The organism is Pseudomonas brassicacearum (genome assembly GCF_003732225.1).
GTDB lineage: Bacteria > Pseudomonadota > Gammaproteobacteria > Pseudomonadales > Pseudomonadaceae > Aquipseudomonas > Aquipseudomonas brassicacearum_E.
In genome coordinates this window covers 226358-239120 of the sequence record NZ_MOBJ01000003.1, presented here as the reverse complement: position 1 = coordinate 239120, position 12763 = coordinate 226358, and the positions used below count along the sequence as shown (strand labels likewise).

General features: G+C 60.0%; 11 protein-coding genes. 10 read left to right on the top strand and 1 reads right to left on the bottom strand.

The window, feature by feature from the left end; all coding sequences use genetic code 11:
* From waaC to BK659_RS04055, 5 genes are all read left to right on the top strand, one after another.
* Nucleotides 1-1074 (top strand): lipopolysaccharide heptosyltransferase I, encoded by a 1074-nt coding sequence (waaC, locus tag BK659_RS04075; RefSeq protein WP_123423842.1) that lies wholly within the window; start codon nt 1-3, stop codon nt 1072-1074.
* A complete protein-coding gene (locus BK659_RS04070) occupies nt 1074-2195 on the top strand; it encodes a glycosyltransferase family 4 protein (protein ID WP_123423841.1) in 1122 nt (373 codons plus the stop codon). Before waaC ends, BK659_RS04070 begins: the two co-directional genes overlap by 1 nt.
* Complete coding sequence (rfaP, locus tag BK659_RS04065; RefSeq protein WP_123423840.1) at nt 2195-3001, top strand: lipopolysaccharide core heptose(I) kinase RfaP; 807 nt, start codon at nt 2195-2197, stop codon at nt 2999-3001. The genes BK659_RS04070 and rfaP overlap by 1 nt, the downstream gene beginning before the upstream one ends.
* Nucleotides 3002-3103: 102 nt before the next feature.
* Nucleotides 3104-3856, top strand: a complete 753-nt coding sequence (locus tag BK659_RS04060) for a lipopolysaccharide kinase InaA family protein (protein WP_123423839.1) — start codon at nt 3104-3106, stop codon at nt 3854-3856.
* The gene (locus BK659_RS04055; RefSeq protein ID WP_123423838.1) at nt 3856-5295 is read left to right on the top strand and encodes a lipopolysaccharide kinase InaA family protein; all 1440 of its coding nucleotides are present in this window, start codon (nt 3856-3858) and stop codon (nt 5293-5295) included. The genes BK659_RS04060 and BK659_RS04055 overlap by 1 nt, the downstream gene beginning before the upstream one ends.
* A gap of 869 nt (nt 5296-6164) precedes the next feature.
* Here BK659_RS04055 and BK659_RS04045 read toward each other — a convergent pair.
* Nucleotides 6165-6536 carry a DUF6124 family protein gene (locus BK659_RS04045; protein ID WP_123423836.1) on the bottom strand — a complete coding sequence of 124 codons (372 nt, stop codon included), beginning with the start codon at nt 6534-6536 and terminating at the stop codon, nt 6165-6167.
* A 510-nt stretch (nt 6537-7046) separates the two neighbouring features.
* Here BK659_RS04045 and BK659_RS04040 point away from each other — a divergent pair.
* From BK659_RS04040 to BK659_RS04020, 5 genes are all read left to right on the top strand, one after another.
* Nucleotides 7047-7382 (top strand): YceK/YidQ family lipoprotein, encoded by a 336-nt coding sequence (locus BK659_RS04040; RefSeq protein WP_123424076.1) that lies wholly within the window; start codon nt 7047-7049, stop codon nt 7380-7382.
* Nucleotides 7383-7557: 175 nt separating this feature from the next.
* Entirely contained in the window at nt 7558-9315 is a 1758-nt protein-coding gene (locus BK659_RS04035; RefSeq protein ID WP_123423835.1) for a carbamoyltransferase family protein, read from the top strand.
* Nucleotides 9299-10429, top strand: coding sequence for a glycosyltransferase (locus BK659_RS04030; RefSeq protein ID WP_123423834.1), 1131 nt, complete (start codon nt 9299-9301; stop codon nt 10427-10429). The genes BK659_RS04035 and BK659_RS04030 overlap by 17 nt, the downstream gene beginning before the upstream one ends.
* Entirely contained in the window at nt 10429-11325 is an 897-nt protein-coding gene (locus BK659_RS04025) for a GNAT family N-acetyltransferase (RefSeq protein WP_123423833.1), read from the top strand. The genes BK659_RS04030 and BK659_RS04025 overlap by 1 nt, the downstream gene beginning before the upstream one ends.
* Nucleotides 11322-12743, top strand: a complete 1422-nt coding sequence (locus tag BK659_RS04020) for a PIG-L deacetylase family protein (protein WP_123423832.1) — start codon at nt 11322-11324, stop codon at nt 12741-12743. The genes BK659_RS04025 and BK659_RS04020 overlap by 4 nt, the downstream gene beginning before the upstream one ends.
* Nucleotides 12744-12763: the final 20 nt, after the last annotated feature.

Genomic DNA, 12763 nt, shown 5'->3' with positions numbered 1-12763 from the left:
TTGCGGGTACTGTTGATCAAGACTTCTTCGTTGGGTGACGTGATTCATGCGTTGCCGGCATTGACCGACGCGGCACGGGCGATCCCGGGCATCACGTTCGACTGGGTGGTGGAAGAAGGTTTTGCCGAGATCCCGACCTGGCACCCGGCTGTCGGCAAGGTGATTCCGGTGGCGATCCGGCGCTGGCGCAAGAATATCTGGCAAACCATCAAAAGCGGTGAGTGGAAACGCTTCAAGCAGAGTGTTCGCGCCACGAAATACGATCTGGTGATCGACGCTCAGGGCCTGCTCAAAAGTGCCTGGCTGACCCGTTACGTCCGTGCCCCGGTGGCCGGTCTGGACAAGAACTCAGCGCGTGAGCCAATCGCCGCGCGCTTTTATTCGCGCCGTCTGGCGGTGGCCCGTGGTCAACATGCGGTGGAGCGAGTGCGTCAGTTGTTCGCCGTGGCGCTGGGCTACGACCTGCCGCAAGGGCTAGGCGATTACGGCCTGAACGTCGAACGGCTGGTCGAGTTGCCACGCAAGAATCCTTACGTGTTGTTCCTGCACGGCACCACGTGGGACACCAAGCACTGGCCGGAAGCTTATTGGCGTGAGCTGGCCGAACGCGTGGGGCACCTCGGTGTGGCGGTGAAGCTGCCATGGGGCAACCCGGCCGAGAAGGCCCGCGCCGAGCGTATCGCCAAGGGCCTGCGTAATGCTGAAGTATTGCCCAAGTTGAACCTGGCCGGCGTCGCCAAGGTGTTGGCCGGTGCGCAAGCCTGCGTGGCGGTGGACACCGGTCTCGGTCATTTGGCCGCCGCGCTGGACGTGCCGACTCTGTCGCTGTTCGGTCCGACCAATCCGGGCCTGACCGGTGCCTATGGCAAAAGCCAGGTGCACCTGGCGAGCAACTTCCCGTGCGCGCCATGCCTGCAGAAGAAATGTTCTTACCAACCGACGGCTGAAGATCAGCGTCGGTTTGATCTCAAGCGCGAGTGGCCATTGTGTTTCACTCGCCTGAACCCCGAGCGTGTCGCGAGCCGTTTAAGCACGCTTTTGCAGCCGCCATTACTGGCTGAGGAGCTGCGCTGATGCAACTGGCATTTGTCCTTTACAAATATTTCCCGTTTGGCGGATTGCAGCGCGATTTCATGCGCATTGCCCTTGAATGCCAGCAACGCGGGCATCAGATCCGCGTCTACACGCTGATCTGGGAGGGCGATGTGCCGCCGGGTTTCGACGTGCTGGTGGCGCCGGTAAAGGCGATCTTCAACCATCGTCGTAACGAGAAGCTGAGTGCCTGGATGGAAGCCGACTTGGCCAAGCGTCCGGTGGACCGGCTGATCGGCTTCAACAAAATGCCGGGGCTCGACGTCTACTACGCTGCCGATGGCTGCTTCGAGGAGAAAGCGCAGACCCTGCGCAATTCCCTCTATCGGCGCTGGGGCCGCTACCGGCACTTCGCCGAGTACGAGCGCGCAGTGTTCGCCAAAGATGCGAAAACCGACGTGTTGATGATTTCCGAAGTCCAGCAGCCACTGTTCATCAAGCATTACGACACACCGCTTGAGCGCTTCCATCTGCTGCCACCGGGCATTGCCCTGGACCGTCGTGCGCCGGCCAATGCGGCCGACATCCGCGCCGAGTTCCGCCGTGAATTCTCCCTGGCCGACGACGAATTGTTGCTGGTACAGATCGGCTCCGGGTTCAAGACCAAAGGTGTCGATCGCAGCCTCAAGGCCCTGGCGGCGCTGCCAGCGGAACTGCGTAAACGCACCCGGCTGTTTGTCATCGGCCAGGACGACCCCAAAGTATTTCAGTTACAGAGTGCCGCGTTGGGGCTCGGCGATAACGTGAAGTTCCTCAAGGGGCGCAGCGATATTCCGCGTTTCCTGCTCGGTGCCGATCTGCTGATCCACCCGGCGTACAACGAAAACACCGGGACGGTATTGCTTGAAGCACTGGTGGCCGGTTTGCCGGTGCTGGTCAGTGCGGTGTGCGGTTACGCGCATTACATCGCCGAAGCCGACAGCGGTCTGGTGCTGGACGAACCGTTCGAACAGGCGCAACTCACGCAGTACCTGACGACCATGTTGAGCGACGACGCAGCGCGTGCGGCCTGGGGCCGTAATGGTCTGGCCTTTGCCGACACGGCCGATCTCTACAGCATGCCGCAGCACGCGGCGGATGTGATTCTGGCGGAGCAACACTGATGAAGTTGATTCTTGCCGAACCGTTCAAGAGCCTTTGGGCCGGGCGCGATGCGTTCACCGAAGTCGAAGGCCTGAAGGGCGAGGTTTACCGCGAGCTCGAAGCGCGCCGTACCCTGCGCACCGAAGTCGCCGGGAGCGGCTTCTTTGTGAAAATTCACCGCGGCATTGGCTGGGGCGAAATCTTCAAGAATCTGCTCACCGCCAAGCTGCCGGTACTCGGTGCTGGCCAGGAATGGCGGGCTATCCAGCGTTTGCAGGAAGCCGGTGTGCCGACCATGACCGCCGTTGCTTACGGCGAGCGCGGCAGCAACCCGGCGGACCAGCACTCGTTCATCGTCACGCAAGAACTGGCGCCGACCGTCAGCCTGGAAGACTTCAGCATCGATTGGGTCAAGCAGCCGCCGGAACCAAAACTCAAGCGTGCGCTGATCGCCGAAGTGGCGCGCATGACCGGCATGATGCACCGCGCCGGGGTCAACCACCGCGACTGCTACATCTGCCATTTTCTGCTGCACACCGACAAGCCGGTGACGGCCGACGACTTCAAGCTTTCGGTCATCGATTTACACCGTGCCCAGACCCGCCGGGCAATCACCAAACGCTGGCGTAACAAGGACCTGGCGGCGTTGTATTTCTCGGCGCTGGATATCGGCCTGACGCGTCGCGACAAGTTGCGTTTCCTCAAAGGTTACTTCCAGCAGCCCTTGCGCCAGATTCTGCGCGAAGAGGCATCGTTGCTGGCGTGGCTCGAGGGCAAGGCCAACAAGCTTTATGCACGCAAGCAGCGCTATGGAGATGCGCTTTGATGGAGGGAGGGAGCCTGAAACCGCTGCACCGCCAAGAGTCTCGACTCAAGGCCTTCAACACGCGCCGGAACCGGCGGATCGTGAAAATTTCAAGGGATGCGAATGACTGATTTTCTGGCCATTGACGACCGCGAACTGCTGGTGCGTCATGGCCTCGACGAGTTCGATGCCTTGTGGGCAAAGCAACTCGACGCAGTAGACAAACCGAACACGTCTCAAGGCGGCTGGAGCAGCGTTTATCGGCTGGATCTGGACGGTAATGGTTACTACCTCAAACGTCAGAGCAACTACTTGACGCGGTCTTTGCACCGGCCGTTCGGTGAGCCCAGTTTTGCCCGTGAGTTTCGCAACATCAGCCGCTACCAGCAGTTGGGAATTCCGGCATTGCAGGCGGTTTTTTTTGGTGAGCGCAAGGTGAACAGCGAGGTCCGGGCGATTCTGCTGACTCGTGCACTGGACGGCTGGAACGATCTGGATTCGCTGCTGGAGCAGTGGCCGCAATTCAGTGCGGCGCAGCAGGTGGCAATTCTGCGGGCTTGCGCGCTGCTTGCGCGTCAACTACACGGAGTGCGTCAGGTGCATGGCTGTTTTTACCCCAAACACATTTTTTTGCGGTCCGCCGGCAACGGTTACCAGGCGCAACTGATCGATCTGGAGAAAACCCGACCGCTGTTGTTCGGTCAGCGCGACCGGGTCAAGGATCTGGAACCGTTGTTGCGCCGGGCGTCGATCTGGAGCATTGAGGAGGCGCGGCTGTTGCTCGCGACTTATCTGGATCAGCCAACCGACAGCTCGCTGGTCGACCGCTGGGTGCAGCGCCTGACCGATCGACGTAGTCACAAGGAGGCGCGTTGATGCGTTTGTCTGAATTGAAAAACGCCGGTCGCACGCCAGGCTTGCCATTGAGCATCGAGCTGGCGGATGCCGCAGGGCCGGCCCAGTTGCAACTGCTCAGCTTGCTGCGGGTTCTGCCGGGCCAGCGTTATGTGGGCGCCGCTGTTTGGCGCGGACGTCCGGTGCTGGCCAAACTGCTGGTGGGCAGCAAGGCTGCCAAGCATTTTCAGCGTGAGCTGGACGGTGTACGCCTGCTCGCGGCTCAAGGGTTGATCACGCCGTTGTTGCTGGCCGATGGCTTGAAAGACAGCGAGGGTGGCTGGCTGCTGTTCGATTTCCTCGAAGGCGCCGAAAGTCTCGGCGATGCCTGGAAGCAGGTCGAAGCACTGCCGGCGCTGGCGGACGAGCAAACGGCAGTGTTGGCCGAGGCGCTGGCGGCCATTGGTCAATTGCACAGCAAGGGCCTGTGGCAGGAAGACCTGCACCTGGACAATCTGCTGCGTCACGACGGCCAGCTGTACTTGATCGATGGTGCGGGTATTCGTGTCGAACAGGCTGGTCAGCCGTTGTCCCGACAAAAAGTCCTGGAAAACCTCGGGGTGTTTTTTGCCCAATTACCCAAGTCGCTTGAGCCGTTCACCGAAGAGTTGCTGGTGTATTACCTGCTGAGCAACGGCGAGCACGCGTTGCCGCTGGAGGCTTTGCAGAAACAGATCAATAAGGTTCGCAGCTGGCGCTTGAAAGACTTTCTGATCAAGGTCGGCCGCGAATGCACGCTGTTCAGCGTGCAGCGCGGGGCATTCGGATTGCGCGCGATTCGTCGTGAAGAAGAAGCGGCCATGCTGCCGGTATTGGCGCAGGCCGATGTGTTGCTCGATCAGGGGCATCTGTACAAGACCGGTGGTGCGGCGAGTGTTGGCAAGGTCGAGGTGGCGGGACGCACGCTGCTGGTCAAGCGCTACAACATCAAGGGCTTTGCCCATTGGCTCAAACGCTTCTGGCGCCCGAGCCGCGCCTGGCACTCATGGCGCGAGGGCAATCGTCTGGCGTTCCTGGGTATCGCCACCCCGAAACCGTTGGCGGTGTTGGAAAAGCGTTTTTTCTGGTTGCGCAGTCGGGCCTATCTGATCACCGAATACCTGTCGGGACCGGACATCATCGAACGCTTCGCGCCGTTCGTTGAGAGTGGTGATGCGCCTGAAGCTGAGTTGCTGGCGCTGGATCACTTGTTTGCCGAGCTGATTCGCGAGCGCATCAGTCATGGGGATTTCAAGGGGCATAATCTGTTTTGGGACGTGGATCGCTGGTCGTTGATTGATCTGGATTCGATGTGTCAGCACGGTTCGCTGAGTAGTTTTGCTCCGGCGTATGCACGGGATCGGGCGCGGTTTATGCGTAACTGGCCTCAGAGTAGTGCCCTGCATCAGGTTATCGATCAGCGGTTGCCCAAGGAGGTGTAGGCGCTGCGGCAGGCTGCGATCTTTTGATCCTGGCGGCCTGACAGCCGACCCATCTCCCGCAGGTGTACACAGTTCAACTGTGGGAGCTGGCTTGCCTGCGAAGGCGGCCTGACAGCCGGCCAATCTCCCGCAGATGTACATCAATCAAAACTGTGGGAGCGAGCTTGCTCGCGATGGCGACCTGACAGCCGAGCAATCTCTTGCGGATGTACCCCAATCAAAATTGTGGGAGCTGGCTTGCCTACGATGGCGGCCTGACAGCCGGCCAATCTCTTGCAGGTGTACATATCCATTCCTGCGGTAACGGCCACTTAGGGTTTCGCCTGACGGCGACTCACTTTTTTTACAAGCGCCTAAAAAAAGTAAGCAAAAAAACGCTCGCCCCAAGCGTCCGGCACCTCGCCTAGGCTCGGCGTTCCCTCGCTCCGGTATTCATCAGGGGGCATCGCCTACGGTCTGCTTCGCGACGACCTCCTCTCGATGTGTCCGGCTGCGCCGTACGGCGCTGCGCGCCAACCCCCTGATGAACACCTCCACTCGGCCTCCCGAGGGGGCGGGTGGATCAAGATCAACAGCGGCAGGCGAGCTAACGCTCGGCCTGTTGAGTGGTGAAGGCGAGTTCGATTTCTGTAGGAGCTGCCGCAGGCTGCGATCTTTTGATCCTGGCGGCCTGACAGCCGGCCTGAGTGCTGGGCGCGCGTCACTGCATTGTGGGTGGGAACACCCGTAGGAGCTGCCGAAGGCTGCGATCTTTTGACCCTGGCGGCCTGACAGCCGGCCTGAGTGGTTGGGGCGTGTGCGGCTTTGGAGGCTGATGTACATCAATCAAAACTGTGGGACGGGCCGTGCGGCCCTCCCACAGTCCAGTGTTACGGCGCCTCTGGTTGATCGAAACTATCCAGCGCTCGGTTCACCAACAGCTCCCCCAACGAGATCATCTGCTGAATCGCCAGCGCTACATGCCGGCGTGTGCCTTCGAGTTCGAAGGCCAGATCGCTGGCCAGCACATTGACCGAGGCGAGTGTTTCCGAGGCATGCGCCAGCAGGGTTTCGTTATCCAGATCGGGGATGACCGCGAAGATGTTGGAGGGACGTTTGTCGGGCAGGTTGCCCTTGTCGAACGGCGGTTTGAGGTGGTGATCCAGTGCGCGCTCGGCGGCGTCGTGGAGTTTTCTGGAGTCGGTGGAGGCGTACGGGGAAGTGCTTGGGGTTTCAGGGGGATTTGGAGTGACTTTGTGCATGATGAAGCTCCCAGAGTAATGGAGCTGCCACAAGGTCTTCTCACGGACTTGGGGTGGCAGCCGTACGCGGGGTGAGAAACCGGGACTCTAGGAACCCGGCCACGCCGAAGCGTGCCCGCGCACAGCCGCCATAATTTGAGCGACAGACTAAAAAGCGTCTGCACTGTATAGGGTGGTCAGCTGTGCGCCTAGAGGAGTCCGGATTCTCACGTCCGGTCGCTGAATTGGCAGCGACCACGCAAGACTAGTGATGCGGCTTCCCACCGACAACCTGAAAACCATGTCAGAAGCTTCTCTGAATCCTACTCATGGGATAAACACGCAACCTGTGGCGAGGGAGCTTGCTCGCGATGGCAGCCTGACAGCCGACCTGAGTGGTGGGGGCTCTAGCCGCTTTGTATTGTTGGTGACAACTCTTTATGAATAATCCTACGTGATCTACAGAGGTCGTGATCTGTGGGGGCAACGATCGCGGTGCTAGCTTTGCCTGATGTTCTCGGAGGGCAAACATTGACTATAAAAACGGTTATTTCGCTGGGTGCTTTTTCTCTTGTTTTAGGCGGTTGCGGGACCGTTAGTACGGTGTTGCAAGATGATGCGGAGGCGGCCCGTGGTCTCAGGAAGCAGAAAACCTATTGTCAGTCCATTCCCCGTATCTACAGTGGTCTGGCTTATGATTTTTGTATCTTGAATGCACCCCCTGATCCCACGGGGATCCTGGTGCCACTGGTGCTACTGGATTTGACGGTGTCGGGTGTCCTGGACACGGTGTGCTTGCCGTACACGATTTACCGGCAGGCTACCGACGGCAATATCAGGATTTACTGGCGCCCGGGCCGTGGTTGAGTGCGGTCGTACAACGGCGCCCAAGGTGATCTCTCCCGCGTCAAACAACCTCTGGGTCATTCCCGCCATCTTTACGCTATAATCCCGCCCTTTAGCTGTTTCTCGCCCTTTTGCGAGGACACATTATTTCCAGGCGCATGTCGCCTGCATGCAGACTTAAAGAGGCTAGACCCCTGTGGCATTGACGATTCTTGGCCTGTCCGGCGCCCTTAGCCATGATCCTTCCGCAGCCTTGTACATCGACGGCAAGTTGGTCGCGGCTGCTGAAGAAGAACGCTTCGTACGCGATAAACATGCAAAGAACCGCATGCCTTACGAATCAGCGAAGTTCTGTCTGGAACAGGCTGGCATCAAACCTTCCGACGTTGACGTAGTGGCGATCCCGTTCGCCCCGATCAGCCTGTTCGGCAAGGCCCGCTGGCACTACGCCAAGCGTTACTGGTACGCCCCGGATCGCGCGCTTGACGCGATCCTGATGGGCAACCGTCGCTACAAACGCTATCGCAACAAGATTGTCTGGTGCCTTGAGCAACTGGGCTTCGATCCGAAGAAAATCAAGATCGAGCCGGTCGAGCATCACCTGGCTCACGCCTCCAGCGCCTACCACTGCTCCGGTTTCAAAGAGAAAACCGCAATCCTCGGGATCGACGGCAAGGGCGAGTACGCCACGACCTTCTTCGGTTATGGCGAGAACGGCAAGATCCACAAGATCAAAGAATTCTTCGACCCGGATTCCCTTGGCGGCCTGTACGGCGCGATCACCGAGTTTCTCGGTTTTGAAATGCTCGACGGTGAGTTCAAGGTCATGGGCATGGCGCCGTACGGCGACGCCAGCAAATACGATTTCTCCCGACTGGCCTCGTTCGAAAACGGCGAGCTGGTAATCAACACCGATTACGCCAACGTCATCGGCCTGCGTCGCTACAAAGAGAAGCGCAAAGGTTTCTACTTCTCGCCAAAGCTGATCGAGTGGCTGGGACCGAAGCGCGAAGGTGACATCGCCGACGAACCGTACATCCACTACGCCGCGAGCATGCAAGCGCTGTTCGAGAAACTGGCGTTGCAGATGATCGACCACTACCTGGGCGACGTGCTCAAGGAAACCGGCAAGCTGGCTTTCGCTGGCGGTTGTGCGTTGAACGTCAAGCTGAACCAGAAAATCATCGCCCGCGATGACATCAAAGAACTGTTCGTACAACCTGCGTCCGGCGATGCCGGCACCGCGGTGGGTGCTGCTGCTTACGTGTCTCATGCCCGTGGTGTGCCGGTCGAGAAGATGGAACACGTCTACCTCGGCCCGTCGTACAGCAACGAAGACGTGATCGCGGCCTGCGCCCGTCACCCGAGCAAGCCTGTGTGGCGCAAGCTCGTCGACATGCCGGAGAAGATCGCCAAAATCATGGTCGACGGCAATCCGGTGGCCTGGTTCCAGGGGCGCATGGAGTTCGGTCCACGTGCGTTGGGCGGTCGTTCGATCATCGGTTGCCCGAGCGCCACCGGCGTGGCTGACCGGATCAACCATCAGATCAAGTTCCGCGAGCGCTGGAGGCCTTTCTGCCCGTCGATGCTCGACACCGTGGCGCCGCAGATGATCAAGATCGATCATCCGGCCCCCTTCATGACCTTCACTTTCGAAGTGGCTGAAGAGTGGAAGACCCGCGTGCCGGAAGTCGTCCATGAAGACGGTACTTCCCGTGCCCAGGTGCTCAAGCGCGAATACAATCCGCGCTACTACGACATGATGAAAGCGCTGGAAGTACTGACCGGTAACGGCGTGTCGCTGAACACCTCGCTGAACCGCCGCGGTGAGCCGATGATCTGCTCGCCGACCGACGCCCTGAACATGTTCTTCGGTTCCGATCTACAGTATCTGATCATGGAAGATATTCTGGTGGTCAAAGACGGCGCGGATGCTTATGACTCGCTCGGCTGAACGCCATGTGCTGCAGTTCTGTCACGGCTATGACGGGCCGTTCCTCGACTGCGCGCGACAGTACGCCAGCCTGTTCGCAGGGTCCGGCTATCGAGTGACCACGGTGTTTCTCACCGGGCTCGCCGACGCCGACGTTGCAGCAGGCTGTGCGTCTGATGAAGTGCTGTTCATGGAGTACAGCTCCAAGGCCATTCGTGGCTTGAAGCTGGGGGCGATTGCCGATTTGCGCAAAATCGCCCAGTCGCGCAATTTCAGTTTTTGTATCGCCCACCGCTTCAAGCCAATCTACATCGCCTTACTCGCTACCGCGTTGCCGGTGATTGGCGTGCACCACGCCTTTGGTGATTACCAGCGGCGCACGCGCAAGCTGTTCGCGCATATTTTCCGCAAACGCCTGAGCCTGCTCGGGGTTTCCGATGCGGTGCGTGACGACATGCGTCGCTGCCTGCCGAAATGGCCGGCAGCGCGGATTCAAACCCTTTACAACCGCATCGATGTCGACGCGTTGCAGGCCTCTCAGGTGTCCTTCGATGAGGCGCGTGATGCCTTGGGCCTTTCGCCGGATGCGTGGGTGATCGGTAACGTCGGCCGCCTGCACCCGGACAAGGACCAGGCCACCTTGCTGCACGGTTTTGCCCAGGCCTTGCCGCGTTTGCCGGTCGACAGTCAGCTGGCGATTCTTGGCGCCGGACGTCTGGAGCAGCGGCTCAAGGATCTGGCCCGCGAACTTGGTATTGGTGACCGCGTGCTGTTTCTCGGTCAGGTGCCGGAGGCGCGTCGCTACTTCCGGGCCTTCGATGTATTTGCCCTGAGTTCCGACCATGAACCGTTCGGTATGGTGCTGCTCGAAGCCATGGCCGCCGGTGTGCCGTTGCTGGCCACCGCGTGCGGCGGGGCGACGGAAGTGGTCGAAGGTGTCGGTATTTTGTTCCCGCTGGGGGACGCCGAGCATCTGGCGCAAGGGCTGCAACACCTGGCCGTCATGAATCAGCACGAGCGTCAGGTCTGCACCGAGATGATGCTGGATCGCCTGCGTGAACGCTTCTCGGATCGGGCCGTACGCGACGCGTTCTGGCGTCTGCCACACGTCATTGAACTGACGGCGAGGGCCTGATGCTCAACCGATTTCAAGGCTGGCGCGAGCGTGGCTGGTCCGTTGTCGACGCGTCGACCTATAGCGATGCCTGGCAGCGTTTTGGCGGTAGCGTCGCGACGCATCCACTGGTGGTCGAGCGTCTGGCGCAGTTGGCCGATATCCCGGTGCGTTACCTGGCCTGGGAGCAGGGGGGCGAACTGAAAGCCGCGATCCCGACCTGGGGCCGCGATCTCGCATTGTCCAAGGACGTGCTCAAGCGTAACGGCAAGAAAGGCCTGTTCGATCTCGGCAACGCTGAGTTTATCCTGCCGGCTGCGGTCGATGCGCAGGCGCTGTTGCGTCACCGCGGGCGCTACCTGTCGGCGCTGAATGAAGGCCGCTTTGCCGGCCTCAAGCCGCAAGCCGAACAACTGGCCATGGCTCGCACACCTGAAGAACTGTCGAAGAAGTTTCGCTACAACCAGCGTCGTGAGCTGCGCTTGCTTGAAGAGGCCGGTGGCGTGGTACGCCCGGTCAGCGAGTTCTCCAGTCAGGAGCTGGCGGTGATCTACTGCGATCTGTTCCAGCGCCGCTGGGGTTTTCCAGCGACCGGTGCGCCGCGCATGAGCGAGGTGCTCGAGTTGCTGCGCGAGTTGCTGATCGGCTCGGTGATCTTCCTCAACGATGCGCCGATTGCGATTCAGTTGGTCTACCGGGTTGAAGCGCCGGAGTGGATCAGCGTCGAGTACATCAATGGCGGTGTCGATCCTGAAACCCGCGAATTCAGCCCCGGTAGCGTATTGAGTTTCCTCAATACCCAAAGCGCCTGGGAGCAGGCGCGAGCGATCGACAAGCCGCTGCGCTTTTCCTTCGGGCGCGCTGATCGCGAATACAAGGACCGCTGGTGCAACTCTGTGCCGGTGTTCACCGTATGAGCCAGACCAGCAGCCGCAAGCAGCAATTGCTCAAGCGTCATCGACGCAACAAACGCATCGGTCTGTTGATCGCACTGTTGCTGTTGATCGCTGTGGGTGTGCTGGTGGCCTGGTGGCTGCCGCCGGTACTTGCGGTCCTGGCCTGGGTCGCCCACGAGGCGTGGTTCGCCGACCACCTGTTTTACTCGCCCAAGGATGATTACCAGTACAGCTTCCCGCCGTACACCCAGCAGCCCAAGGTTCGCCTGGACGGTGGACGTCTGTTGCTGGACGACGGTGTGATCCTGACCGACGACACCACATTGGTGCTGGCGCTACGGATAAAAAGCACCTGGCTGGGACGCTTTATCGATCCGGTGGTCGAGTTGTCGGGTGGCGATGATCCGGACCGGCAAACCTTTGAGCGTGGTGTAAAAGGCCTGCGTTACCTCAACCTCAGCGGCCAGGCAGACGCTCTGTCGCAGGGCCATTTGCGTTTGCGCGGGCACTTCTGCCGGGTGCTCGGTGAGCCAGTGCTCTGGTCGTTCGAACAAGCTGATTACCGTCGTCAGCGAGTGATGGTTATTGCGCCTCATGCCGACGATGCCGAGCTGGCTGCTTTCGGTTTGTACAGCCAGGCCAATGAGGCCTGGATCGTCACGTTGACCGCCGGTGAAATCGAAGCCGAGCACTATCAACAGATGGGGCTGAACACCGTCGAAGCTTCGCGGATCAAGGGCCGCTTGCGCGCCTGGGACAGTATTGCAGTGCCGCGCTGGGCTGGTGTGCCTGAATCGCGGTGCGTGCAACTGGGGTATTTTTGCCTGCAGCTGGCCGCGATGCAGGCTGCGCCGGATCAGCCAATCGCCTCCCGGGAAGCGGACTTGAGCGATACCCGGCTGTTCCGCCAATTGAATCCGTTCTCCCTGCCCGGTGACCGCGATGGCGCACCGACCTGGAATAATCTGCTGGCCGATTTGCGTGAGTTGCTGCTCAAGGCTCGCCCTGAAGTGATCGTCCTGCCACACCCTGCGCTGGATCCGCATCCTGATCACATCTGCGCACAGCAAGCCGTGCTTGAAGCCTTGCAGGGCCTTGAGTGGCAGCCGACTACACTGCTGGGCTACGCCAACCACCTGCATGACAATGATCGTTGGCCAATGGGCGATTCAGGGGCCGGGATTGCATTGCCGCCGGTGTTCGATTCGGCGCACGTGCTGCAGCCGTATTGCCTGGCATTGTCGATTGAGCAACAGCGTGACAAGGCCATGGCGCTGGGGATGATGCATGACTTGCAACCGCGGATGCCGTTCAAGCGTCGATTGCGCCGCTCGATACAGTGGCTCCTGGCCGGCAGAGCGCCGTCGCCTCTCGGAGAGAACGAGTTTTTTCGCAAGGCTGTCAGGCGTCATGAGCTGTTCTGGTTTTTGAAACATTGATAAAGCCGCATGGGTATAGC